The organism is Capnocytophaga sp. oral taxon 903 (assembly GCF_013394785.1).
Classification (GTDB): Bacteria; Bacteroidota; Bacteroidia; order Flavobacteriales; family Flavobacteriaceae; genus Capnocytophaga; species Capnocytophaga ochracea.
Map to the genome: position 1 here is coordinate 45,940 of NZ_JABXYW010000002.1, position 26,082 is coordinate 72,021.

The 26,082-nt window shown below is 39.2% G+C and carries 26 protein-coding genes and 1 pseudogene; 15 read left to right on the forward strand and 12 right to left on the reverse strand.

The features are described from left to right. Positions 1-37 precede the first annotated feature (37 nt). Positions 38-2,458 (reverse strand): glycosyl hydrolase family 95 catalytic domain-containing protein, encoded by a 2,421-nt coding sequence (locus HW279_RS00240; protein WP_410493741.1) that lies wholly within the window; start codon positions 2,456-2,458, stop codon positions 38-40. Positions 2,459-2,588: 130 nt separating this feature from the next. Next, the gene (locus HW279_RS00245) at positions 2,589-3,554 is read right to left on the reverse strand and encodes a hypothetical protein (RefSeq protein ID WP_002672807.1); all 966 of its coding nucleotides are present in this window, start codon (positions 3,552-3,554) and stop codon (positions 2,589-2,591) included. A gap of 127 nt (positions 3,555-3,681) precedes the next feature. Between HW279_RS00245 and HW279_RS00250 the strand changes: the two genes are divergently transcribed. From HW279_RS00250 to HW279_RS00270, 5 genes are all read left to right on the forward strand, one after another. After that, positions 3,682-4,026 carry a CidA/LrgA family protein gene (locus HW279_RS00250; RefSeq protein ID WP_009410752.1) on the forward strand — a complete coding sequence of 115 codons (345 nt, stop codon included), beginning with the start codon at positions 3,682-3,684 and terminating at the stop codon, positions 4,024-4,026. Further along, on the forward strand, positions 4,026-4,718 hold the full coding sequence (locus HW279_RS00255) for an LrgB family protein (RefSeq protein ID WP_002672811.1): 693 nt from the start codon (positions 4,026-4,028) through the stop codon (positions 4,716-4,718). Before HW279_RS00250 ends, HW279_RS00255 begins: the two co-directional genes overlap by 1 nt. Positions 4,719-4,874: 156 nt before the next feature. Beyond that, entirely contained in the window at positions 4,875-5,222 is a 348-nt protein-coding gene (gene rplS / locus HW279_RS00260) for a 50S ribosomal protein L19 (protein WP_002672812.1), read from the forward strand. A gap of 99 nt (positions 5,223-5,321) precedes the next feature. Then, positions 5,322-6,650, forward strand: coding sequence for an exonuclease domain-containing protein (locus tag HW279_RS00265; RefSeq protein ID WP_178957521.1), 1,329 nt, complete (start codon positions 5,322-5,324; stop codon positions 6,648-6,650). Then, positions 6,643-7,116, forward strand: a complete 474-nt coding sequence (locus HW279_RS00270) for a hypothetical protein (protein ID WP_178957522.1) — start codon at positions 6,643-6,645, stop codon at positions 7,114-7,116. Before HW279_RS00265 ends, HW279_RS00270 begins: the two co-directional genes overlap by 8 nt. On the opposite strand, the gene hemW is transcribed toward HW279_RS00270, so the two are convergent. From hemW to pepE, 4 genes are all read right to left on the reverse strand, one after another. Then, the gene (hemW, locus tag HW279_RS00275) at positions 7,090-8,241 is read right to left on the reverse strand and encodes a radical SAM family heme chaperone HemW (protein WP_178957523.1); all 1,152 of its coding nucleotides are present in this window, start codon (positions 8,239-8,241) and stop codon (positions 7,090-7,092) included. The two genes, HW279_RS00270 and hemW, sit on opposite strands and share 27 nt — an antisense overlap. A 13-nt stretch (positions 8,242-8,254) precedes the next feature. Beyond that, complete coding sequence (gene ruvC, locus HW279_RS00280; RefSeq protein WP_178957524.1) at positions 8,255-8,800, reverse strand: crossover junction endodeoxyribonuclease RuvC; 546 nt, start codon at positions 8,798-8,800, stop codon at positions 8,255-8,257. Positions 8,801-8,813: 13 nt separating this feature from the next. After that, entirely contained in the window at positions 8,814-9,347 is a 534-nt protein-coding gene (locus HW279_RS00285) for a hypothetical protein (RefSeq protein WP_002672833.1), read from the reverse strand. A 168-nt stretch (positions 9,348-9,515) separates the two neighbouring features. Next, on the reverse strand, positions 9,516-10,208 hold the full coding sequence (gene pepE, locus HW279_RS00290) for a dipeptidase PepE (RefSeq protein WP_178957525.1): 693 nt from the start codon (positions 10,206-10,208) through the stop codon (positions 9,516-9,518). Between the two features lie 792 nt (positions 10,209-11,000). Between pepE and HW279_RS00295 the strand changes: the two genes are divergently transcribed. From HW279_RS00295 to HW279_RS00310, 4 genes are read left to right on the forward strand one after another with little or no spacing between them, the layout of a single operon-like run. Beyond that, complete coding sequence (locus HW279_RS00295; protein ID WP_178957526.1) at positions 11,001-11,291, forward strand: DUF493 family protein; 291 nt, start codon at positions 11,001-11,003, stop codon at positions 11,289-11,291. Next, on the forward strand, positions 11,288-11,950 hold the full coding sequence (locus HW279_RS00300; RefSeq protein ID WP_002672843.1) for a DUF4290 domain-containing protein: 663 nt from the start codon (positions 11,288-11,290) through the stop codon (positions 11,948-11,950). Before HW279_RS00295 ends, HW279_RS00300 begins: the two co-directional genes overlap by 4 nt. Continuing rightward, positions 11,937-13,247: a UDP-N-acetylglucosamine 1-carboxyvinyltransferase gene (gene murA / locus HW279_RS00305; RefSeq protein WP_178957527.1), complete on the forward strand. Its 1,311-nt coding sequence runs from the start codon at positions 11,937-11,939 to the stop codon at positions 13,245-13,247. The genes HW279_RS00300 and murA overlap by 14 nt, the downstream gene beginning before the upstream one ends. 60 nt (positions 13,248-13,307) lie before the next feature. Continuing rightward, positions 13,308-14,477: a MalY/PatB family protein gene (locus HW279_RS00310; RefSeq protein WP_178957528.1), complete on the forward strand. Its 1,170-nt coding sequence runs from the start codon at positions 13,308-13,310 to the stop codon at positions 14,475-14,477. Between the two features lie 83 nt (positions 14,478-14,560). Here the strand turns inward: HW279_RS00310 and mraY are convergent. The 6 genes and pseudogenes from mraY to HW279_RS00340 form a co-directional block, all read right to left on the reverse strand. After that, positions 14,561-15,795 (reverse strand): annotated as a pseudogene (mraY, locus tag HW279_RS00315) (phospho-N-acetylmuramoyl-pentapeptide-transferase). Positions 15,796-15,827: 32 nt separating this feature from the next. After that, complete coding sequence (locus tag HW279_RS00320) at positions 15,828-16,526, reverse strand: hypothetical protein (RefSeq protein WP_009420916.1); 699 nt, start codon at positions 16,524-16,526, stop codon at positions 15,828-15,830. Between the two features lie 283 nt (positions 16,527-16,809). Further along, the gene (gene miaA, locus HW279_RS00325) at positions 16,810-17,727 is read right to left on the reverse strand and encodes a tRNA (adenosine(37)-N6)-dimethylallyltransferase MiaA (RefSeq protein ID WP_178957529.1); all 918 of its coding nucleotides are present in this window, start codon (positions 17,725-17,727) and stop codon (positions 16,810-16,812) included. After that, positions 17,717-18,616, reverse strand: a complete 900-nt coding sequence (locus HW279_RS00330) for an ion transporter (RefSeq protein ID WP_178957530.1) — start codon at positions 18,614-18,616, stop codon at positions 17,717-17,719. Before HW279_RS00330 ends, miaA begins: the two co-directional genes overlap by 11 nt. A 3-nt stretch (positions 18,617-18,619) precedes the next feature. Next, positions 18,620-19,366: an alpha/beta hydrolase gene (locus HW279_RS00335; protein ID WP_178957531.1), complete on the reverse strand. Its 747-nt coding sequence runs from the start codon at positions 19,364-19,366 to the stop codon at positions 18,620-18,622. After that, complete coding sequence (locus HW279_RS00340; protein ID WP_178957532.1) at positions 19,356-20,612, reverse strand: dihydroorotase; 1,257 nt, start codon at positions 20,610-20,612, stop codon at positions 19,356-19,358. The genes HW279_RS00335 and HW279_RS00340 overlap by 11 nt, the downstream gene beginning before the upstream one ends. 342 nt (positions 20,613-20,954) lie before the next feature. On the opposite strand from HW279_RS00340, the gene HW279_RS00345 reads away from it, so the two are divergent. From HW279_RS00345 to ychF, 6 genes are all read left to right on the forward strand, one after another. After that, complete coding sequence (locus tag HW279_RS00345; RefSeq protein WP_009410731.1) at positions 20,955-21,467, forward strand: NUDIX hydrolase; 513 nt, start codon at positions 20,955-20,957, stop codon at positions 21,465-21,467. A 131-nt stretch (positions 21,468-21,598) separates the two neighbouring features. Next, positions 21,599-23,083 carry a cellulose synthase family protein gene (locus HW279_RS00350; RefSeq protein WP_009410730.1) on the forward strand — a complete coding sequence of 495 codons (1,485 nt, stop codon included), beginning with the start codon at positions 21,599-21,601 and terminating at the stop codon, positions 23,081-23,083. 97 nt (positions 23,084-23,180) lie between these two features. Next, complete coding sequence (locus tag HW279_RS00355) at positions 23,181-23,537, forward strand: MmcQ/YjbR family DNA-binding protein (protein ID WP_178957533.1); 357 nt, start codon at positions 23,181-23,183, stop codon at positions 23,535-23,537. Position 23,538: 1 nt separating this feature from the next. Further along, the gene (locus HW279_RS00360) at positions 23,539-23,958 is read left to right on the forward strand and encodes a VOC family protein (protein ID WP_002672858.1); all 420 of its coding nucleotides are present in this window, start codon (positions 23,539-23,541) and stop codon (positions 23,956-23,958) included. Positions 23,959-23,961: 3 nt separating this feature from the next. Then, positions 23,962-24,903: an NAD(P)H-dependent flavin oxidoreductase gene (locus HW279_RS00365; protein ID WP_178957534.1), complete on the forward strand. Its 942-nt coding sequence runs from the start codon at positions 23,962-23,964 to the stop codon at positions 24,901-24,903. A 79-nt stretch (positions 24,904-24,982) separates the two neighbouring features. Beyond that, positions 24,983-26,074, forward strand: a complete 1,092-nt coding sequence (ychF, locus tag HW279_RS00370) for a redox-regulated ATPase YchF (RefSeq protein WP_178957535.1) — start codon at positions 24,983-24,985, stop codon at positions 26,072-26,074. Positions 26,075-26,082: the final 8 nt, after the last annotated feature.

The window sequence follows — 26,082 nt, forward strand, 5'->3', positions numbered from 1 at the left end:
AAAATCTTAGTGCGTCTTTTTCTTTTATTGAGCTCTTTTAATAAATATTATATGTTTTGTTCTTTTCTGTTCTGAACGTTATCACTTTATCTTTATTACTTCCTTTTACAATCATCTTTCCTTTACTATAAACATTCTTATTGGCAGGTAATAACACACTGCATTCTCCTCCATTTAGCGAAGTAATTTCAGCTTTCTCCAATTTGTATTTTTGCCATTCAAAATTTACTTCAAAACCATTGCGAGCTCTCATACCTTTCATAACGCCGTTTTCCCAATCGGGGTGAGAAGGAAGAGCAGGTAAAAAGCGAATAACATTACCCTTCCCGTGACTCTGTAAGAGCATTTCAGCTATGCCCGCTGTACCCCCAAAGTTCCCATCTATTTGAAACGGAGGGTGCGCACAAAACAAATTAGGATAAGTGCCTCCTCCTTGTCCGTCAGTTATATTAGGGTTTACAGGGTGTAATAATTGGCGCAACAAAAGCAATGCGTGATTGCCGTCTTGTAGTCGTGCCCAAAAGTTTATCTTCCACGCACGTGACCACCCTGTACCTGCATCTCCGCGTATTTCTAATGTCTTTTTAGCAGCTTTGGCTAAATCTGGTGTATCCCAAGGAGTAATCTCATCATATGGGTATAAGCCGTAAAGATGAGAAACGTGCCTATGTTGTGGTTCAGCATCTTCCCAATCGTCAAGCCATTCGTTAAGGTCTCCTTCTTTACCTATGCGATTAGGAACTGTATTTCTACTGATACGTTCCCATTCTGTGCGTTTCTTACTGTCTAAACCTAATATCTTAGCTGCATCACTTGTATTAGTAAATAGTTCTCGCACTATTTGCATATCCATAGTAGGAGCCACACAAGTAGTTCCTATTTGTTTTTTACCGTCTTTCAGTTCTGGTAATACATAAGCATTTTCAGGAGAGTTTGAAGGGGCTGTTACCCAATAACCCGTCTTGGGGTCTTTAATAAGCAGACTCTCAAAGAAGGTTGTAGCTTCTTTAAGCACAGGGTAGTACTCTCTTAAGAAGTTAATATCTTTAGTGAAGAGATAATGTTGCCAAATATGTTCGCATAACCAAGCGCCTCCCGTAAGAGTAGAACCCCACGTCGCCGATTCACCTGGGGAAGTATAAAACCAAGGATTGCTAATAACGTGAGCCACCCATCCATTAGCATTGTAATAGGCTTTCGCTGTTTTGCTTCCATTGGGTACTAAGTTTTTAGTAAACCTTTGTAAAGGTTCGGTAAGCTGCGACAAATTGGTAGGCTCAGCAAGCCAATAATTCATCTGTATATTGATGTTTAAATGGTAATCGCCATTCCAAGGCGTTTGATACTCTTCAGCCCATAAACCTTGCAAATTGGCAGGCAAAAGCCCTTCACGTGAAGAGGAAATAAGCAAATAACGTCCAAAGTTATAATACAAAATAGGTAATAAAGCATCTTGGTCACCTTTATAAAAGCGTCCTAATCGCTCAAAAGTAGTAAGACCTTCCGTATTGGCATTTGCTTTTCCATACCAGCGATTGCGGTTAAACAATCGCTGAAAAACAATACTACTCTCAGCTTTCGCTTTATCAAAACTCATAGGGGCTTTTTGCAAGTACTCATTAGCTTTTTTAGTTACTGAAATATCCAAAAGCCCTCCCTTGCTAAAGTTATAATTAGTTACAGCACTTATCCTTAAAGTAATTTCTTTTGCCGACTGTATAGCTATAGCTTTATGGGTACTCTCTATTTTTCCATCAGTTTGTACATCAACTACCGATGCAAAGTGCATTCCTTCTTTACCACCGTTGGGTAACACACCATTAAGACTGATTTTATTATTCTGATAGGTAATTGTAGCATTCTCTTTGCGGAAGAGTGAAATATCTAAATTAAGTGGCGAGGTAGCTTTTATTTTCACCCATATCACATCGTTTTTAAAGTCAGCAAAAGCTGTTTGTTCTATTGAGTTATTATCTCGTTTAAACGAAGTAACAGCTGTTGCTTCATCAAGGCGTAATACTCGTTTGTAATCTTGAATCGGTGACGTGGTTTTCCAATCTAAAAGCAGTTCTGCCAATACTTGATAACAACCATAGCTACAGTTAGCTCCTTGTCCCAAACAAGAGCCTTTCCTTTTGGCTACAAAATGCTGTTGTAAGAGTGCTTGTGCTTCTAAGTTTTTCCCTTGTAAAAGTAATTTCTGAATTTCTTTCAGATAGTTGTGTGCATTAGGGTCATCAGCTTCTTGTGTCCCTCCTGACCACAACGAGATTTCATTGAGTACAATTCTATCTATATCAGTCTTTCCAAAGAGCATTGCTCCTAAACGTCCATTTCCAATAGGGATACTTTCAGTAAAATGATTTGCTGGTTTGTGAAACACTACTGATACATCTTGAGGTTGTGCTTTAAGTAGTGTTCCTAAAAATAATAACATAATTAATAAGTTGGTTCTCATAAGATTGGTATATTTTTTATTAAGATGTCGCAAAAGTACAAAACAAGTAGCGTACTTCCAAATATTGTTCAAAAAAAAACAGCTCCATACTATTTATGGAACTGTTTTTATTTTTTATATTAAGAAACTGCTATTTCAATAATAAATTTGCTGAACCTACTTCGTTGAGGCGGTCATCATAAACAGTTACTTTATAAGTGCCTTTATCAAACTCTTTTCCTGTTCTGCTGATAAAGTCACACACATCCACATTCTTATTGTCGTAGATGAAGTGAGTAGCTGTACTATAATTCACTGTGTTTTCTCCTTCTGAGGTAGAGTCATTAGCTCCTAAGGTAACTCCCGATGGTGAAACTACTTTCACATAGAAGTATCTTGAGCCTGATTTTGCTATTCTGTTAGCTCCTACAGTAAAGCAAACTCTTAATTTCTCAGCTGCACGACCTCTTTCGGTAATTTTGTTCTTAGTGCCTTTTACAGCTTCTATTGTAAGTTTGCTAATTTGAAGTGCAGAACCGGCTTCTACCACTTTCTTTAAGCTATTAGCTTGGCGAGCAAGTGAATCGGCTTTAGCACTTGTGTCGTCTAATTTTACTGACACACTGTCTAAATCCTTTCTGATAGCAGTGTTGGCACGTGCCAATGAGTCGTTCTTTCTGATTAAGAAATCACGCTCTTTGGCAAGAGCAAACGCTTGGTTTTTAAAACGAGCCAATGCCGAAACATTAAGTTTCATATTCTGCAATGAATCGATGTACTTGCCAATCTTGTCACGCGCATCAAGCAAATCCTGATTCACGTTTTTGTTATCGTCCACTACTTTGTCGTAGCTTCCTTTCAAAGCGTTCAAATCTTTAAGCACTTGCTCTTTCTGAGAGTTAAGATCTGCTTCCGTTGCCTCTTTGTTTTTGTTAAGAGAATAGGTATAATAACCTAAGCCTCCTGCTACCAAAGCCAAAATAGCAATTAAAATTTTCGATAAAACACCACCTCTCGGTCTGTCATCATCATTGGGGTATGAAGGATACGATTGCCCTCCATCTGTTCCATTGGACGCTGAGTCCATAAAAATAGGTTTGTCGTAATTATTACTCATAACTTATGATTTTTACTCCGCAAATGTAGGTAAAAAAATATATAACAAGCAAATTTTTATATTTTTTTTAACACTATTAAAAAAAGAAATAGTACTTTTGCAACCGTTTTTTAAGTACAAAATTATTATGTTAATACGTTATTTTGCAATCGTTTTCGGCTGTTTAGGCTTAGGAGAACTCATCGTTGCTCTCACACACATTCCTTTTCCTTCAAGTATCATAGGAATGCTCTTTCTCACCCTATTTTTAGAGCTTGGTTGGGTGAAATTACAGTCTATAAAAGCTCTTTCAGATTTATTAATTTCTAATTTAGGATTATTTTTCGTACCCCCAAGTATTGGCATTATGGCATACTTTAAACAGATAGGTGAAAACTTTTTAGCTATCTTCCTTTCTATTATTATCAGTACCGTAGTAGTGATTGTTATAACTGGTCACGTATATCAATTCTTCCGTAAAAAATTAAAATAATGAAACCTTTTGTAGAAAACGAAGCCTTCCTTTTGGCTATTACTTTTATCCTCTATTACGGGGTGTTACTTTTGCAACGCAAATATAATTCGGTTTTTTTAAATCCCGTATTAATCACTGTTTTAGTGCTTATTTCTTATCTAATAATCTTTGGTATTTCTCCTCAAAAATATGAAGAAGCCGGTAAGTATATCGATTTTTGGCTCAAACCTTCTATTGTAGCCTTAGGGGTACCTCTCTATTTACAGCTCTCTAAGATAAGAAAACAGCTGATACCCTTAGTGCTCTCTCAGTTTGTAGGTAGTTTAGTAGGGGTACTTACAGTTTGTTTGGTAGCCAAATGGTTAGGGCTCGAAGACGATATCGCCATTTCATTAGCCCCAAAATCAGTTACTACTCCTATCGCGTTGGAAGTATCGCGTATGCTCAATGGTATTGAACCTATTACAGTAATGGCGGTAATGACCACTGGTTTCTTAGGGAATCTTTTTGGTATTACCTTCCTGAATTGGTTTCGCATCAAAAGCCCTATGGCTAAAGGCATTTCATTAGGTACCGCTTCTCACGCTTTGGGTATTATGGCGGCGTTCAACCTAAGTGAAAAATACGCAGTATATGCTAGTTTAGGAATGATTTTTAACGGCATCTTTACTGCTGTATTAGCACCCCCAGTAGTACATTTGCTTTTTTAAGTAACTTATCACATCTCATTAGCATATTACAAAATTTTTCTTTTACAGGTATCTTGCTAATTCAAAAAAAAGTACTACCTTTGCCCCCGATTTGGAGTAACCTCTGGCGAGAGTCGTGAATGTTGCCCATTGATAACATAATTATTTATATTTTTTATGGAACCATTATTAAAGTACGTACAAGACAACTTTATCGAAAAAAAAGACTTCCCCGATTTCTCAGCTGGTGATACTATCACTGTGTATTACGAGATTAAAGAGGGTGATAAAAAACGTACTCAGTTTTTTAAAGGCGTTGTTATTCAACGCAAAGGTCACGGCGTAACCGCTACTTTTACTATTCGTAAAATGTCAGGAACCGTAGGTGTAGAACGTATCTTCCCTATCAATATGCCTGCTCTTCAAAAAATTGAAGTAAACAAAAAAGGTAAAGTAAGACGTGCTCGCATTTACTATTTTAGAGGACTTACTGGTAAAAAAGCCCGTATTAAAGAAGTTCGCTAATCAGTTAAACAAACTTATAAAAGCAAAGAGTAAGACCTTCCTTCCTCTTTGCTTTTTTCTTTTCTAATACCTAATCCATAAAACCTAACACCTAAGCATTTGTACGCAATACTCGACATAGAAACCACAGGAGGTAAATACAACGAAGAGGGCATTACCGATATCGCTATCTATCAGTTCAACGGGCACGAAGTAACCGACCAGTTCATCTCTCTGATAAATCCCGAACGCCCCATTCAAGAGTTCGTTACTAAACTTACAGGCATCAACAACAAAATGTTGCGCAATGCCCCTAAATTCTATGAGGTTGCCAAACGCATTGTTGAAATTACTACCGATTGCATTATCGTAGGTCATAATGCCGCCTTCGATTATCGCATCTTGCAAACTGAATTTCGCCGCTTAGGATACGACTTTGTCCGTACAACGCTCTGCACCGTAGAACTCTCCGAGCGACTCATTCCCAATAAAGAATCATATAGTTTAGGTAAGTTAGTGCGCTCCTTAGGTATTCCTGTAAGCGACCGGCATCGCGCTTCTGGTGATGCCTTGGCTACCCTAAAACTCTTTAAATACCTACTCGAAAAGGACACCAAAAAGGATATCATTACTACCTCTGTCAAGCAGGATATTCGTTTAGAAATGGCTTCTCGTCATCTGAAAATACTCGACACTCTCCCTGAAACATTAGGAATTTTTTATATGCATAACGAAGAAGGTAAAGTCATTTACATTGGGAAACACAAAAATATCAAACAACAAGTAAACAGGCTCTTCACTTCTCCGTCCAAACGCGATAGATACTTGCAACGCCATACTTATCGAGTTACTTATCAAGAAACAGGCAATGAACTCATCGCTGCTTTAAAAAGGTTAGAAGAAATACACCTCAACCTCCCAAAATGTAATAGGCGAAATCCTGAAAAAGAAATAAATATCACTTATACACTCACTTCTCACTTTAATACTAAGGGATATCTTTGTTTTTCAATAGAATTATTATCCACTCAAAACGAAATTATCACTACTTTTGAAACCAAAGAACAAGCCCAGCACTTTTTAAATCAAATCACTGAAGAGTACCATTTAAACGAAGTAGATTTCAATAACGAAACCGTTGAGGAGTATAACACACGCGCCTCTGAGGTACTTTCAAAATACGGACTTGTGCACCGAAATGTAGCTATTGTAGATAAAGGTAGAGTAATAGGCGAGAAAAGCATTATTTTAGTAGTCGATGGCAATATTCAAGGCTATGCCTTCTTTAATCTGAATTTCCAGCTTACTCAATTAGAGATGTTACAAAACCTCATCACTCCTTTACCCAATTCATTAACAAACCGTCACCTTTTGCACGCTTACTTGCGACGAAAACCCAAAGTAAAAGTGCTAAATCTAAGCGAACAAAAACCTTATCATAATGAATAAACGAATTTTTATTACGCTTTTAGGAGCCTTTGCCCTTTTAGCCGGTTGCAACCAAACAGATAGCAATGCAAATGTTACAGCGATGAAAGAATCAGCTGAGAAGATTTCCAAACTCACCGATTCTATCAAGAAACTCGATGAACAACGCGTCGAAGCACTTAACTTCAGCCTCGAAACAAACGAGTTAGCACAACAGTATTTCGAAGATTTGAAAATTGACAATCCTTCACAAATTGTTATCAATGCTTTAATGGAGATGAACGTAAAGGACACTAAAAACCCTTACATCAAATCTGAAAGCAATGGGAAGTTCTTGTTTAATAAAATAAGAATACTGAATGAAAAATGGGTGATTTGTGAATTTACTGATGGTGAATTGTGGGGTGACCTACTTTTGGAATACCATATCGACGGGAATCTAAACCCTACCTTCAAACCACTAAGTGAGGTTATCCACCCTAAATAAATCCGAAGCTATACCATCTGAGAGGAATCTGCCTTTGCGCGTTACTTTCAGATGGTTTTCTTCTATAACTAAAAGCTCATCGGCAAGGTACTTCTGTGCTTGTTGTAACAAATATTGGCGGTAACCTTCCCCAAATACTGTTCTCACTTCTTCTAAATCAATCCCTACCATCGTGCGTATACGGGTGATGATGAGTTCGTTATATCGGTTATTAAGGGTAAGTTCTTCTTTTTCCTGTGGCAAAATCCCCTGCTGTATTTGTTGTATATACTTAATGTTATGAGCGATATTCCAACTACGCTCCTTCCCGTTAAAACTGTGGGCTGAAGGACCTATTCCCATATAGGGCTTGCCAAACCAATAAGCCGTGTTATTCCTGCTAAAATACCCTTCTTTGCCAAAGTTTGAAAATTCGTATTGTATAAACCCCTCTGCTTCCAGAGTATCTATCAACATTTGAAAGTGAGTGTAAGCCTGCTCATCGCTTATTGGTGCGATTTTACCTGTAGCAATAAACTTGTGCAAAGCTGTTTTTTCTTCTACCGTAAGCGCATAGGCTGAGATATGCGGAATATCGAAAGACAGTGCCTTATTAACATTCTCCTGCCAGCGTTCCTCACTCATTTGGGGAATGCCGTAAATCAAATCAATCGTGATATTATTAAAATACTGTGGAGCTATCTGTAATAAAGTCTCTACTTGGCTTACCGTATGCACTCTGTTCATCAATCGCAAGTCCTCTTCAAAAAACGACTGCACTCCTAAACTGAGCCTATTGATACCCAAGGAGCGTAATTGTTTCAAAAATTGCTCGGGAGAAGTAGCTCTAAAAAAGTCATCAGGATTGGCTTCTAAGGTAATTTCAGCTGTGGTATTTACCTTGTAATGTGTGAAGATAGTGCGGAAAAGTTGTTGTAATTCCTCATACGAAAGGATACTGGGCGTCCCTCCTCCTAAGTAGATAGTCTGTAACTCACTACCTACGGCTTCCCCTTTGCGCAAAATGAGTTCCTCACAAAGGACATTTACCATTTCTCCTTTTCTTTTCAGAGTAGTCGAAAAATGGAAATCACAATAATGACAAGCACGCCTACAAAAGGGAATATGAATGTATAAGCTATACAAAATGAAGTATTTTTTAACCTATACGGTCTTGATTTTGTTTTACAAAAGCGTCCCAACCACTATAACTTTGTTGTTTTTGCGACTTGCCACCGTTAAAAAAGTGACAGACAGCCACCGCCAGACCGTCGGTTGCGTCAAAGTGTTTGGGGAGTTCTTTTATATTCAGAAGTTGCTGAAGCATTTTGGCTACTTGTTCCTTGGAGGCACTACCATTACCCGTAATAGCCATTTTCACCTTTTTAGGTTCGTATTCAGTAATAGGAATTTCACGCGATAGCCCCGCTGCCATCGCCACTCCCTGCGCTCTTCCAAGTTTCAACATCGATTGTACATTCTTGCCAAAGAAGGGCGCCTCAATAGCCAATTCATCAGGCTTATAGGTATCTATCAGCTCCAAAGTACGATTAAAAATCACACTTAGTTTTAAGTAGTGATTGCCGTATTTACTAAGTTGAAGCTCATTCAGCTGTAAGAGCTTCATAGTATCTCTTTCCACCTGAATAAGCCCAAACCCCATAATAGTAGTGCCTGGGTCGATACCTAAAATAATGCGTTCCAAAAGCTACGACCAATTATTTAACGTTAATTTCAATAGGCAAATTAAATTGCGTACTCACGTTCAGTCCGTTCTTGGTAGCTGGTACGATAGCATCTTGCTCTGAGAGTGCCGATAAATTAGCGCGTAATGAGTCTTCAAAGGTTTCACTATCAGTACTTAGTAATTCTTTTGTCTTATCATTGGCTTCTATATCTATAAGCACTATTTTACCTGTATTATCCACTTTTATATTCAGTAATACACGGTCGGTAACAGGCTCTGTTACTTCATAAGGGGCTTTTTTCAAACGCTCTTGAAAAAGGGTTGTAAAAGTCCTCTCAAAACATTCTTTCTGTCCTATCTTCGTCGTTGCTGTATCACATACCCCTCTAAAAATAGGATAAGAGTCTACGTCTTCCTTCACTATTTCCGAGAATTTTATTTCAGCTATCGAGTCCAACTTATGTTGCAATTTTGCTTCTTTCTGCTCAGGAGTGAGTTGGTTACCATTGTCGTTACACGCTACAAGTGCCAATGATAAGGCTAAAAAACAAAAGTAAAATTTCATAATTAAATGTTTAATAAGTGTTTTTACGGCTCAAAAGTATTACAAAAAATTGATTTACAAAAATAAATAACACTTTTTCTTCGTAAAAATATTCCCTTCTAATCTTCTTTTTCGTTAAACCTCTTATATAACAACCTGATTATAAGAGTAGTAAATTCCTTCCATTGCCTACAACAAAATTTCCGTACTTTCGTAAGGTTCTTGCCCTTTTAGGAAGATTCTAGCCGTCAAATCGCCTTTAAGGCTAACCTTCTCATCTTCCACACGTAGCCAACTACCTTCGCGCAAACCTATCACAGGTGTATCGTTAAAAACGTGGAATTCCTTAATTCGCGTTTCGCGAGTTTCTCCCTTGTGTTTACTTTGGGGGTCTGGGTCAAGATAATGAGGGTTGATATTAAAAGGCACAAGCCCTAAGGTTTTAAACGAAGGCGGGTAAACAATAGGCATATCATTAGTAGTCTGCATTGTCTGTCCAGCGATATTGCTCCCTGCGCTTGTTCCCATATAAAGCGTCCCATTTTCTACTGCTTCACGCAATACGTCCATCACTTCCAATCCGTACAACCGATTCACCAGCACAAAGGTATTACCTCCGCCTGTAAAAATCGCTTTTGCCTGCCTAATAGCCTTTTTAGGGTCAGCGAATGTGTGCAAGCCTACTATACTCTTCCCTATCCTATTGAAAAACTGTTGCGCAATCTGAGTATATTCATCGTGCGTAATGCCACTGGGGCGTGCATAAGGCACAAACAATATTTCTTCAATTCCTGTAAAGAAATCAATCAATTCATCTTGTAAATAAGAAAGATAAGTACCCCCATATACAGTAGAAGTACTCGCTAATAATATTCTTTTCATCACTGTTTTATTTAGTTATAGCACGCAAAGATAATAAAAAATCCAATACCCTGTATCCCTTCCTCTTTTATTTTACCTCCACTTTACCTTTACTTTTCTCTCGCCACATTCCCCCTCTCTGAGGTAGCCAGCAATAGCTGGATATGTGCACCGCGAGAGCGGAGTATGTGAGAAGGGGGAGGTTTCTTCCGCTTTTCCGTCACCACACTCCTCTTTTACTGTCGCTACCCTCTCCCTCTCCTTGGGAGAAGTCTCCGAATAGGAGAGTATGTGAACGGGGTGAGGATTCCTTTTCTTTCGCCTCGAAACTCTGTTTTTAACATTTTTAGCCCTGTTGTATGATATTATGAATCAACTATTTATATACCCTTTCTATACCAATCGTCCAAGATTCGTATAAGCTTCCTATAAGCTCTCTATAAGCTAACCCCACCCTCCTAACACCCTTTTTTCATCAAAAACCCTCTTAGTCTCCTTCTGAAAATTTTCGTTTCCTTCCGAAAACCCTAACCTCTCCTCTAACCTGTCCGACCCGTCTGAAAAGTCCGACCCGTCCATTCCCCTTGGTGGTATTATTGGCATTTCTGGTATTATTAGCATTTACCCCATTTCCTCATTCTCTAATTCTCTCATTCCCTCATTTTCCACTGGCAAAGTTAATTATCGGTATTTCTGGCATTATTAGTATTATTGGCATTAAATACACTTTTTTACCTTTTGCTTTTTTCTTTCCAACTTTTTTCGTATCTTTGCACTCAATATTACATTTCATATAATTAAGCAAATATTACAATGAAAACAGAACAAGAATTAGCCGAATTTTACGAGCGCTTAAAGAATGAACTCATCGAGACTTCGCTCTTCCCCACTCGTTATCTCTATAAATTCGTAATACCTACTGATGAAGCCAAACTCAATCAGCTCAAAGAGGTATTCAAAAATACCGATGCCGAAATCACCACACGCCCATCGTCTAACGATAAGTACACAGGTGTTTCGGTAAGCCTTATGGTGAAAAACCCCGATGAGGTAATTGCCTATTACAAAGAAGCTGGTAAAGTAAAAGGAATATTATCATTATGACGACCTTAGAATATAACACCGAACGCCCTCACTTAATCATCCCTGAATACGGGCGACACATTCAAAAAATGATAGAAAAAGCGGTACTCCTTAAAGACCGCGATACACGTAATAAAACGGCTCGAAGTATCGTCGCCGTAATGGGAAACTTATTCCCTCACTTGCGCGACGTCCCTGATTTTCAACATAAACTTTGGGACCAGCTCTTTATAATGTCCGATTTTCAGTTAGACGTCGATTCTCCTTATGAAAAACCCACGCCTTCCACACTTCATAAACATCCCGAAAGACTTAGATACCCTCAAGCACATCCCCGCTACCGCTTCTACGGCAACGTAATTATTCGTATGATTAATACTTGCGTAAATTGGGAAAAAGGCGACCTACGTGAAGCTTTAGAGTATTCTATCGCTAACCATATGAAGAAATGCTTCCTCACTTGGAATAAAGAAAGCGTAGACGATAGCGTGGTTTTTGAACATCTATACGAACTGAGCAACGGGCAAATTGATTTGAGAAAGGCTAACGAAGACCTTACTAATAGTCGTGACCTTATCCGCACGAAGCAAAATCTAACTAAACGCACTCCTCAACCGCAACCTCAGCAAGCTAAAAGAATATTCTCAACTAATAAAAAAAATAACAATGGGCGTTTTTAAAATAGAAGGTGGACATACCCTCAAAGGAACTATCACACCACAAGGAGCTAAAAACGAAGCACTACAAGTACTTTGTGCAGTTTTACTCACCGACCAAAAAGTTACCATTCACAACATTCCCGATATTCAAGATGTGAATAAACTGATTTCTTTGCTCGAGAATTTAGGAGTCAAAATCCAAAAACTCGGGAAAGGTACTTATAGCTTTCAAGCCGACGATATCAATATAGACTATTTAAAGTCTGAGGCTTTTCATAACGAAGGGCAAGCCCTGCGAGGTTCTATTATGATAGTAGGTCCTCTGCTCACGCGTTTTGGAGTGGGCTATATTCCTAAACCGGGAGGTGATAAAATAGGTCGCCGTCGTCTCGACACCCACTTCGATGGGTTTATCAAATTAGGTGCCCATTTCGAATATGATGAGAATAACTTTACTTATAGCGTAGTAGCCGAGAAACTAAAAGGAAGCTATATGCTTTTAGAAGAAGCCTCAGTTACAGGTACTTCCAATATTATTATGGCTGCCGTATTAGCCGAAGGTACTACAACTATTTATAACGCAGCTTGTGAGCCCTATGTACAACAACTCTGCCGTATGCTCAACGCTATGGGAGCTGATATACAAGGTATCGGTTCCAACCTCATTACTATCAACGGGGTAGAACGCTTAGAGGGTTGTACACACACTATCCTCCCCGATATGATTGAAATAGGTAGTTGGATAGGCTTGGCTGCTATGACCCGCAGTGAAATTACCATTAAGAATGTAGGCTGGGAGCATTTGGGTATTATGCCTACTATTTTTCAGAAATTAGGTATTACCTTCGAAAAGAAAAACGACGATATTCATATCCCCGCTCATACTAACGGCTATGAAATCCAAAATTATATCGATGGCTCTATCCTAACCGTAGCCGATGCCCCTTGGCCTGGTTTTACCCCCGACCTACTCAGTATCGTGCTGGTAGTTGCTACCCAAGCACGTGGGGAAGTGCTTATTCACCAAAAGATGTTTGAGAGCAGGCTATTCTTTATCGATAAACTGATAGATATGGGTGCTAAAATTATACTATGCGACCCTCACCGCGCTACCGTTATCGGTAATGATTTCCGTTCTCCTTTGCGCGCAACCCTAATGACCTCACCTGATATTCGTGCCGGTATAGCCTTGCTTATTGCAGCTCTTTCAGCCAAAGGCACCTCTACCATTTACAATATAGAACAAATAGACCGTGGTTACGAAAACATCGACGGACGACTCAAAGCCCTCGGTGCCCAAATAGTAAGAGTTTCCTAATAGATATCCGATAACACGTAACATATTAATCATTAACCATTAAACATTAATCATTAAAAAGTGAATTATAATTTTGACGAAGTAGTTTGCAGAAAACACACCGATGCTCTCAAGTTAGAGGCATTAGCCCCCCGCTGGGGACGCACCGATTTGCTTCCTATGTGGGTAGCCGATATGGATTTTAAAACACCTCCTTTCATAGTGGAAGTGATGAAAAAACGTATGGAATGTGAAGTGTTTGGCTACACAGCGAAACCCGAAAGTTGGTATGAAGCCATTATCAGTTGGCAAAAGCGCCGTCATAAGTGGACGATTACTAAAGAAATGATTTCATTCGTCCCTGGGGTAGTACCAGCTTTGGCAATGGCAGTACAGGCATTTACTCAGCGTGGTGAAAAGGTAATGATTCAGCAACCTGTATATAATCCTTTCGCTCAGGTAATCCGCAATAACCATCGCGAATTAGTAAACTGTCCATTAGAGCTGAAAGATGGGCAATATTATATCAATTTTAAACTCTTTGAAAAAAAGATAAAAGGCTGTAAACTCTTCCTCTTCTGTCACCCTCATAACCCTGGCGGACGTGTATGGACGCGCGAAGAACTCAAAAAAGTAGCAACTATCTGTGCTCAGAACAACGTAATAATAGTAGCTGACGAAATCCACGCCGACCTTACCTTACTTCCCTACGAGCACATTCCGTTTGCCTCAGTAAGCGAAGAAGCTAAACAGAACTCCGTTGTATTTGCATCTCCCAGCAAGGCTTTTAATATGGCAGGCTTAGCTACCTCTTATACGGTAATTGCTAATCCTACCCTGCGTCGTCGCTTCGAAAGCTATGTAGAAGGGAACGAATTGGCTGCGGGCAATGTCTTTGCTTTTAATACCGTTGTAGCAGCCTATAACAAAGGCGAAGAATGGTTACAACAAATGCTCACTTACGTTCAAGGTAATATTGATGAAGTGGTAAGTTATATCAAGGAAAACATACCTCAACTAAAAGTCATCATACCTCAAGCCTCTTATTTAGTGTTTATTGATTTCAGTGCGTTACAACTCAATCAAAAAGATATAGTCGCTCTATGTACCAATAGGGCGCACTTAGCCTTAAATGACGGTAGTATTTATGGTGAAGAAGGCAATGGCTATATGCGCATCAATTTAGCTTGTCCGCGTAGTATGGTAAGGCAAGCCTTAGCTCAACTCAAAGACGCAATAACTTCAATATAAAAGTCAAGCGCCTAAATAATCAGATTATTTAGGCGCTTTTCACATTTCTATTCTCCAATATATCCAAGCTTTTAATTGAGCTCTTATCTCAATTTCAGCGTTACAATGCTAATCACCGCTAAGAAAATCCCTACAATAAGAAAGCGCATCACTATTTTACTCTCGTGATACCCCTTCTTTTGGTAATGGTGGTGTAAAGGCGACATCAAGAAGATACGTCTACCTTCACCATACTTTTTCTTCGTATATTTAAAGTAAAACACTTGCAATATCACCGATAAGTTTTCAATGAGGAAGATACCACAGAGCACAGGCAACAAGAGTTCTTTGCGTACTGCTATGGCTATTACAGCTATAATCCCACCTATGGTCAAACTTCCTGTATCGCCCATAAACACTTGGGCAGGATAGGTATTATACCACAAAAAGCCCACCAAAGCTCCTGCAAAAGCGGCTATGAATACCGTCATCTCCCCTACTCTTGGGATATACATAATGTTTAAGTATTCTGAGAAGATAATGTTACCCGAAATCCACGCAAATAACCCTAATGTTAGGACTATAATAGCCGAGCTTCCCGCTGCCAATCCGTCTATACCATCAGTAAGGTTCGCACCGTTAGAAACCGCTGTAACAATAAGAATCACAATGGGAATAAATACCAGCCACACATAATGATGATAATTATCTCCTGCCCACGCAATGAGGTCAGCATAGTCAAACTCGTTATTCTTCACAAACGGAATAGTAGTTTTCGTCGATTTTACTTCTGGAACAAAATTCTCTGTGGCTGTTTCTGCTACTACTTCAGTACGTGTTCGTCCAATACCTGTTTTCTCACTCTTAATAGTTACATTATCATTGAAATAGAGCGTTGCCCCTACGATAATTCCTAAGCCTATTTGTCCTAATATTTTAAAACGTCCTTTCAGTCCGTCTTTGTTCTTGCGGAAAGTCTTGATATAATCGTCGATAAAGCCAATAGCTCCCATCCACACAGTAGTGATGAGTAGCAATAGGGTATATACGTTATCTAACTTAGCCAACAGCAGTACAGGTATAAGCGTAGCAAGAATAATGATAATCCCCCCATAGTAGGAGTGCCTGCTTTTTCATTCTGCCCCGTAAGCCCTAAGTCTCGCACCGTTTCGCCTATCTGTTTGCGTTGTAGGAGGCGAATAATACGCTTCCCATAGATGGTAGAAATAAGCAAGGAAAGCATTAAAGCTAAACCTGCGCGAAACGATAAGTATTTATAAAGCCCCGACCCTGGAAAGTCGTAATATTTTTCAAGGTTTTCTAATAAATAATATAACATTTTAAGTAATAGTTAAGTGGTAAGAGATAAAACTATTTGATAACGATTACAATCTCTTTATCGCGTCTCTTTTTCTTTTTGCCATCAGTGGCTTTTAAATCAATTTTCACGGTGTGAGCATCTATTTTCTCAATATAAGGGTGTTTGCCTTTTATCTTCTTTATTTTGCCCTCGAATACAAGCGTATTATTGATATCAATATTAAACATCTTCTTCATCTGTGCTACGCGCTCTGCTTGCTCTTCATCATCTGTATTTTGTTCCAAAGCAGCGATATTGATGCGCAACTCCTTGCCGTCCCATTTAAAAGCCGAAATACTCAGAGGGTTGTTATTGCGTGTCCCTCTACCAATAGCGGCGGTGATAGAAGCGTATTCTTCAGGCGCAAAATGGTCGAACCTAACCTGAAAACCTACTTCCTTATTGTCTTTAAAAAGTCCTTTAATAGCTGCGCGTTTCAGCAATTCAGCTTTATCAGCAGGAATGCTATCCTTTTCTACTGTTTTTTGAAAGTCGTAAACCGATTGCCATTCTTTCGGAAATTCGGGCATATTCACGTTTTTCAAACTGTTTTCTCCTTGTTTTGCCTTTGCTTGCATAGCAAGCATTTCACTCATATCCACTGCCATATCCGTAGAAATAGTAGCATCTTTATGAAACGTAAAGGTATTTGTTACACTACAAGATTGCAATGCTAGTAGCGCAAAAGCTAATAAAATCAGTTTTTTCATTAGTTATCAATTACAAATTTTGGTGCAAAGATAATATTTTTTACAATACTTCTATCATTCCTCAAATCAAACGTACCTTTTTTACTTCAAAATATCTTCCTCTATCCTCCTTCTTAGGTTTGTTTTAATTCCGCCTTTTGTTCGTCTTTTGTTCGTCTTTTGTTCGTCTTTACTCTATCTGCCCGTCGTGCTACGACTGCCTGTGCGGCTCGCACCTGCCTGTCGTGCTACGACCTAGCACTGTCATTAATTTGGTATTATTGGCATTTCTGGCATTGTGGTATTACTCCGGTATTATTGGCATTGTGGTTTTCTGAAGAACTTCCTCCACCGTTGTCCTGTAATCAAACCAATGTATAGAACTATCTTTGTGAAACCACGTAAATTGTCGCTTAGCAAATCGACGTGTGTTCTTCTTAATTTCCTCTATGGCAAAACCAAACGAGGTCTTCCCTTCAAAAAAAGCAAATAACTCCTTGTAGCCTACCGTCTGCAAAGCATTGAGTTCCTTGTGCCGAAACATATCTTGTGCTTCTATAAGCAACCCATCTCCAAGCATTTGCTCTACTCGCTCATCAATGCGATTGTAAAGCACCTCTCGTTCTGCCGTAAGTCCTACTTGTATGCTCTCAAAGTCTCTCACCGTTTCTTTTTTGTTTAAAAAAGACGAATAAGGCTTCCCTGCTACCATACACACTTCTAAGGCACGTATCATTCGTTGCGGATTATTTGTATCTATTTTCTCGTATTGCACAGGGTCTAAAGTTTTTAGCTTTTGTTGCAAAAAAACAATGCCTTCTGCTTTATACTGCGCATTCAGCTCTTTTCTTATCTGTTCATCGGTTTCAGGAAAATCATCTAACCCACTGAGCACTGCATTAGCATAAAGCCCACTTCCTCCTACCATTACTACCACATCGTGAGTTCTAAAAAGTGTGTTGAGCAAGCTAATAGCATCGCGCTCAAAATCACCTACCGAATAAGGCTCAAAAATAGATTTATGCTGAATGAAATGGTGCTTTGCCTGAGCTAATTCATAGGGCGAAGGAACAGCTGTGCCTATTGAAAGCTCCTTAAAAAACTGTCGTGAGTCGCAAGAGATGATTTCAGTACCGAAGTGTTGTGCTAAGGCTATAGCCATTCGCGTTTTTCCAATAGCAGTAGGTCCTACCACACTCAAAAGTATTTTTTTATGCTTCATCGTGATTGCTCTTTTGGAGTATTAACTCACTACCACATTGGCTACAATATTTAGCCCCCTGCAAATGTTTGTCAAAAGAACATCGTTTGCAAACCAATTTTCCAGCAACCTCATTCTCTTCGTGTTGCTTTTTGCTCCCCTCAATAGAATGTTTCTTTTTCATATGGGTATATTCAGCAGTAACAATACCCGTAGGTACCGCAATAACGCCATAACCCAATATCATTACAAACGAAGCTATCAGCTGTCCCAATGTAGTTTGCGGAGCTATATCTCCAAAGCCTACGGTAGTCATTGTTACAATACACCAGTAAACACCGCGTGGGATACTGCTAAACCCGTTCTGGTGTCCTTCCACTACATACATTACTGACCCTAAGAGTATACAAATCACCGATATGAAATAAATGAAGATAAGAATTTTGTCTCGGCTAGTGCGCAAAGCCATTTTCAGCTCCTCCCCTTGCTTCATAAAACTGGCTAAATCCAAGATGCGGAAAATACGCAATAAGCGCAAAGCCCTCACTACTGATATTGCCTTTGCACCAGGAGCGAAGAACGATATGTACATCGGCAAAATAGCAATGAGGTCTATAATGCCATACATACTAAAAATATATTTATAAGGCTTTTTATTGGTAATAATACGCAAGATGTATTCAAGTGAGAAGAAAACGGTTATCACCCACTCCATAAACACTAACAAACCGTGCAAATGGTAGTCAACACCCTTTACGGTTTCAAGCATTACCATTATCACACTGATAGTAATGAGCGACAACAGCACAAGGTCAAATAGTTTACCTAAGCGTGTATTTGTCCCATAAATAATAATATAAGCCTTTTGCTTGAATATATTATATTCTGATTTAAGTGTTGCTTTGTCCATAAATCAATATTTACTAAGCCATTCACGGAATGAATAAAAGTTTTGTGGTGATACACCGTGCCCTATCGGAAACTCTTCATAAGTGCATTTAGCCCCTATCGATTTTAAAAACTCAGGGGTTTTCCTGTCCCATTCCACAGGTATTACTTGGTCACTGGTGCCGTGCGATACGTAAAAGTGCGTAGCCGAATGGTTCTCTTTCTTATATCCGTCTTTCAAGATATCCTCATTTAAGTAACCACTCAGTGCTATTACTCTGCGTATTTTCTTAGGATAAGATATCGCAATAGCCATACTCAATATACTCCCCTGACTGAATCCTAAGAGGTTTATATTTCTCGTATCCAAATCATATACCTTACAAGCCTCATCAATACATCTCATTATTAATTCACGCGATTCAATAGCCTGCTCATTATCGCTCCAATAGGCTTGGTCTTCATCAAAGTTAATCATATACCACGCATAACCAAATGAGGTTAAATTATAAGGCGCACGCAATGATATAATCGTGTATTCTTTGGGTAATTCATCGGCAAAGGAGAAAAGGTCTTCCTCATTGCTCCCATAACCGTGCAACATAAATATTACAGGTGAACGTTTAGTCCTTACCTGTGGTTCGCGAATTACGTATTCTAAAGGTAGTTTTTTATGTGTTTCCATTGTTTTTTTCCTTGTTTTAAAGTAACAGTTTGTAAATAATAAAATCAAGCTCCCTATAACAAAGGTAAGACATTTCTTAAACTCCATCGTTCAATATTGCTTGTCTGTGAGCAATAATCCCCAATACTTTTCCTTTCATCGTCGCTCCTATAAAAGCACTATTCTTCGAAGCCGATAATATCATCTCTTTGGTAAAAACAGTCTCTCCTTCGGGAGTAAAGATAGTAACATCAGCTTCTGTATTTTCAGCTATGGGTGCAGTAGGTATCCCGAAACGTTTGCGAGCCGAGGTAAGCAGTGCTACCGCTCTTTCAACAGTTGTATACTGACTCAGCACACCCCACACATTCTCCAGCCCAATAGTTCCAAACGAGGCAAGGTCAAACTCTTTAAATTTGAGTTCTATGTCCAACGGATTATGGTCAGAGGTAACAAAGTCTATCGCTCCTCTTTGTAAGGCATCTCTTAGTTCCTTTACATTTTCAGTATCGCGCAAAGGGGGCAACACCTTGTAATTAGTATCAAACCCTTGTAAAACCTCGTCAGTAAACTGAATATTATGGATAGCTACGCTACAAGTTATGTCCAATCCTTTGTTTTTTGCCTCCTCAATAAGCGCTACCGATTTTGTTGTGGATATAGTAGGAATATGTAACTTCCCCCCTGCGTATTCTAATATAGCCAAATCACGCGCTACACACAGTTCTTCAGCCAAAGCAGGAATGCCTTTTAGTCCTAATCGTGTGCTTTCTATATGCTCATTCACCACACCTTTACCCATAATTTTAGCATCGTTAGGAAAAGAAATAACAATACCACCGAAAGGCTGTGTATATTGCAAAGCTATTTTCAGCAGGTTGCTGTTGTGTATAGGCTTCTTATAATCGCCAAAAGCCACAGCACCTCCATTTTGCATATCGTAAAGCTCGGCAAGAAATTCCCCCTTGCTTTCTACCGTTAGTGCCCCAATAGGGTGAGCGGTAGTAGCAAAATGCTTCGTTTTTTCTTTGATATACATTACAGCTTGCTTGTTGTCGGCTACCGGGTGAGTAAGCGGATTGACGAGCACGTGTGTAAAACCACTTCTCTGTGCCGTAAGCATTCCATTCTCTAAGGTCTCCCGCTCTTCAAAGCCTGGTTCGCCAAAGCAAACACTGCTATCCGTCCAACCCTGTGATATATAAGTGTTTTCTAGCACCTTTTCTACCCCTTCGGCAGCAATATGATTGGATATCTGCTTAATAACCCCATCTGAAATTAAAATATCTTTTACAGCACCGTGATAGGCACTCTCTTCATCAATAATCTTTGCCGACTTGAGTAATATATCCATAGAATTACGCTTTTAATTTCTCTGCAAAGGTACAACTAAAAAAACAATTAAAAACTATTTTTACAAATTATTTTTTTCAGATAACAAAAATTAGTACATTTGTCGCCTAATAAAAAAAGACAACAAGTACAAAAAGTTATTTTTATAAGTGAATCCCTATAAGGTGTAGAAAATTTTTCTACAAAACACCTTTTACACAGTGATACCGCACATATAGCTATCGTCCAAGATTCGTCCAAGATTCGTATAAGGTTTGTCCAAGATAGGTTATCAGAATATTTTTCTAACCTTGAAAATCTGTTATCTCAACATTCACCTAATTTCAGAAAACACCCAAAAACTATGGAAAGCATATTTAAACATTGCCCAAATTGTACTTCTACAAACATCGAATTTCCTAATAACGTGCGCTTTTTGTGCCACGATTGCGGTTTTACCTATTTCCACAATATTGCCGCCGCGGTAGCAGTAGTGTTCAAGCATAAAGATAAAATACTATTTACAGTCCGCAATATGAACCCCGACAAAGGAAAACTCGACCTCCCAGGTGGTTTTATCGACCCCAACGAAACGGCTCAAGAAGCAGCTTGTCGCGAAGTAAAGGAAGAAATGGGACTCATCATCAAACCTGAGCAACTGCGCTTCATCACCACCTACCCCAATAATTATCTGTACAAAAATGTACCCTACCGCACTATGGATATCTTTTTTGAATGCGAGCTCAAAGCCGAAGAGGTACATATTGTAGCCCCCGATGAAATAAAAGAACTCCGGTGGATAGCTCTTAAAGATATTCGAGAAGAAGAAATTGGTTTTATATCAGTGCGTACAGTCATAAAGCAACTTCAAAGCTAATTATTGATATACAGTTTATTAGTTTAGAAAAAAGAGAGATTTCTTAAAAAATAAATTCTTTTTTGCTTGGTATTTTCAAAAAAACGCGTACATTTGCAAAATCTAAAAGAAAGAACATAAAACAATAATTTATGGCAACAATTATCAATTACGCGATTATTATTATCTATTGTACAGCATTAGTAGGCATTTTCTTATATAGCCTTTCAATGCTTAGTTTGCTACTGAACTATCTCAAACATCGCAAACAAAACGACGAGGCTCCTAAGTTTAACTTGCTTGACCCTAAGGAGATTCCGTACGTAACCATCCAGCTACCACTTTACAACGAGAAGTATGTAGTACGTCGTTTGCTCGAAAATATCGCAAAATTGGAGTACCCTCGTACCAAACTCGAAATTCAAGTGCTCGATGACTCTACCGACGAATCAGTAGCTGAAACGGCTGAAATCATTAAAGAACTACAAGCTACAGGCTTGGATATTAAGCACATTCGTCGCACCAATCGCGAAGGCTTTAAGGCAGGTGCTCTTAAAGAAGGGTTAGCTATTGCCAAAGGTGATTTTGTTGCCATCTTCGATGCCGACTTTATGCCTCAACCCGATTGGCTCAAACGTACGGTAGTATACTTCAAAGACCCTGAAATAGGCGTAGTACAAACTCGCTGGGGGCACATCAACCGCAATTATTCTATCCTTACTAAAATACAAGCTCTCGCTTTAGATGTTCACTTTACCCTCGAACAAGTGGGGCGTAATTCTAAAGGATATTTTATCAACTTCAACGGTACAGCAGGTATTTGGCGTAAAGCGTGCATTTACGATGCAGGTAACTGGGAAGGCGACACCCTTACCGAAGACCTCGACCTCAGTTATCGCGCTCAATTAAAGAATTGGAAATTCAAATATTTGGAAGATGTAGAAACTCCTGCCGAGCTTCCTGTAGTTATTTCAGCAGCACGCTCTCAACAGTTCCGTTGGAACAAAGGAGGAGCTGAGAACTTCCGTAAAACAGTAAGCCGTGTATTAGCAGCTAAAAACATAGGTTGGAAAACCAAATTTCACGGGGTAATGCACCTCCTCAATAGCTCTATGTTCTTATGGGTATTTGTGGTATCAGTTCTTAGTATCCCTATGTTGTACATCAAAAACCAATACGGACATTTAGCGTGGATATTCCACATTACTAGTTTCTTTATCATTAGTACTGTCATCTTGTTTATTTGCTATTGGTTTACTTATAAGAACCTGCAAGGAAAGACCTTCGACGACTTTTTAAACTACATCAAACTGTTTGTAACGTTCTTCTCAGTAGCCTTAGGTTTCTCTTTCCATAACACTGTTGCAGTACTCGAAGGACACACAGGTAAACGCAGTGAGTTTGTGCGTACCCCTAAATTCAATATCAATGCACTCTCCGATAGCTGGAAAAACAACAAATACATCAATACCAAACTATCGCCTAATATGATAGTAGAATTCTTACTAATGTTGTATTTCCTCTTTGGATTATACAGTGCCGTTCGTCTTAACGACTTTGGTATGTTCCCATTCCACTGTATGCTTACCCTAGGTTTTGGATTTGTATTCTTCAAATCACTTACCTCAAAAGCTTAATTGATTAGTATATTTGTAAATTAGCAAATGAATGTATAAAATAAAGGGTTGTCTTGAATAATAGGCAACCCTTTTATCTTATCTCCTATCTAAAACAATGAACTTAGAAACTTTCAGAGACTTTTGTTTGTCCTTACCACATACTACTGAAGATATGCCTTTTGGCGAGGACATATTGGCTTTTCGCATTTGTGGAAGGATATTCGTGCTTACGAATTTAGAAAGCGTCCCTTTGAGGGCAAGTCTCAAATGCAACCCTGAGCGTGCTTTGGAGCTTCGTGAGCAATACCCTGAAAAGATTGTAGCAGGCTATCACTTAAACAAAAAACTTTGGAATACAGTTTTGGTAGAGAGCCTCCCTCCCACTCTTATTGAAGAAATGGTACAACATTCTTACGAAGAAGTACTCGCCAAAGTACCTAAAAAAGAAAAAAAACTTATAACAAATCAATAGTATGAGACAAAAATTTACTTTGATTACTTTGGGCGTTCGCGATTTTCAAAAAGCCCTTAGTTTCTACGAAGGCTTAGGTTGGCAAAAATCAGATAAAAGTATGAACGACTATGCTCTTTTTCCTTTGGGAGGCATCGTATTGGGGCTTTACCCCTTAGAAGAACTTTCAGAAGATACTACTTTGCCTTATGAGCCAAGTTCGTTTGCAGGAATGACTATCAGCTACAATGCTACCTCGGAAGCGGAAGTAGACGCTGTATTAGCCAAAGTTAAAGAATTAGGAGCAACTATAATAAAACCTGCTCAAAAAGTATTTTGGGGTGGCTATAGCGGTTACTTTAAAGATTTAGACGGTTATGTGTTTGAAGTCGCTTATAATCCTTTTTGGGAGTTCGATGAGAATAACAATCTTAAATTGTAGACAATGAAAACACGTATTACAGAACTTTTTAATATTCAATATCCTATTATTCAGGGAGGAATGATATGGGCAAGTGGTTGGCGATTGGCTTCAGCTGTGAGCAATGCAGGCGGTTTGGGACTATTGGGCGCAGGCTCTATGCACCCCGAAACCCTTGCAGAACACATACGTAAGTGTAAAGTGGCTACTGATAAACCTTTTGGGGTGAATATTCCTATTATGTACCCCGAAATGGACAAAGCTATTGAAGTGATTTTGCGCGAAGGGGTAAAGATTGTATTTACTTCGGCAGGAAATCCTGCTACCTATACGTCTTTATTGCAAAAAGAAGGCATAAAAGTAGCTCACGTAGTGAGCAGTAGTAAGTTTGCCCTTAAAGCCCAAGTTGCCGGCGTAGATGCTGTGGTAGCTGAGGGCTTTGAAGCGGGCGGTCACAACGGACGTGAAGAAACTAGCACAATGGTGCTCATTCCTGCTGTACGCAAAGTATTAGATATTCCTCTCATTGCTGCAGGGGGAATTGCTACAGGTAGCGGAATGCTTGCTGCTCTTGCCTTAGGAGCCGAAGGGGTACAAATAGGCAGTAGGTTTGTAGCTACTACCGAGGCTTCTGTACACCCTAATTTTAAAGAAAGAATAGTAGCAGCTGGCGAAGGTGATACAGAACTTACGTTAAAGGAATTAGCTCCTGTACGTTTGCTTAAAAACGGCTTCTATAAGGAGGTAAAAGAGCTCTACAACACTCAGCAAGCTACTGTCGAAAACCTTAAAGCCTTAGTAGGTAATCGCCGTACCAAACAAGGAATGTTTGAAGGAGATGTAGAACAGGGCGAGTTAGAAATAGGACAAGTAGCGAGTCTGATTACCCAGGTACAAAGCGTAAAAGAGGTTATTGATGAGATAGTGATGGAATACAGGAGAAGTATTAAGAAATTACCTCATTGATAAAATAGTATTATTAGAATATTTGTCATTATTGTTATTTACCGTACTTTTGCACCCTAAAATTATACAATAAATATATATGAAAGCAGGAATTGTAGGACTGCCCAATGTGGGGAAGTCTACTTTATTTAATTGTTTATCAAATGCTAAAGCACAGAGTGCTAACTTCCCTTTTTGTACTATAGAGCCCAACTTGGGTGTTGTAAACGTACCTGACCCCCGTTTAGAGAAACTCGAAAGCCTTGTAAAACCTGAGCGTGTAATGCCTGCAACGGTAGAGATTGTAGACATAGCTGGACTGGTGAAAGGCGCCAGTAAAGGCGAAGGTTTGGGTAACCAATTTTTGGGAAATATACGTGAGTGTAATGCGATTATCCACGTATTGCGTTGTTTTGAAAATGACAACATCGTACACGTTGATGGAAGTGTAGACCCTATACGCGATAAAGAAACTATTGATATAGAATTGCAGTTAAAAGACCTTGAAACGGTTGAAAAACGCTTGGAGAAAGTAACGCGCGCAGCGAAAGCAGGCGATAAGAAAGCGGCGAAAGAAATGGACTTGCTCAACCGTGTAAAGGAGGCTTTGCTCACGGGTGTTTCGGCTCGTGCCGTGCAAATAAGCGATGAAGAAAAAGAATTGATGGACAGCTTCCAACTGCTCACTACTAAGCCTGTGCTATATGTGTGCAATGTAGATGAAAAATCGGCTAAAAACGGGAACGCTTATGTGGAACAAGTGAAAGATGCCGTAAAAGACGAAGATGCCGAAGTGATTGTATTGGCAGTAGCCACTGAAGCCGACATCACCGAATTGGAAAGTTACGAAGAACGCCAAATGTTCTTGGAGGATATAGGTTTAGAAGAACCAGGAGCCTCTAAACTCATTCGTGCAGCCTATCACCTACTGAACCTACAAACTTATTTCACCGCAGGGGTAAAAGAAGTGCGTGCGTGGACGATTCATCAAGGAGACACTGCCCCTCAAGCCGCAGGGGTAATTCACACCGATTTTGAGAAAGGATTTATTCGTGCTGAGGTAATCGCTTATAATGATTTTATTACTTATGGCAGTGAGGCTAAAGTAAAAGAAGCTGGTAAAATGCGCGTGGAAGGTAAAGAATATATCGTGAAAGACGGCGATATTATGCACTTCCGTTTTAACGTATAAAAAAGCCG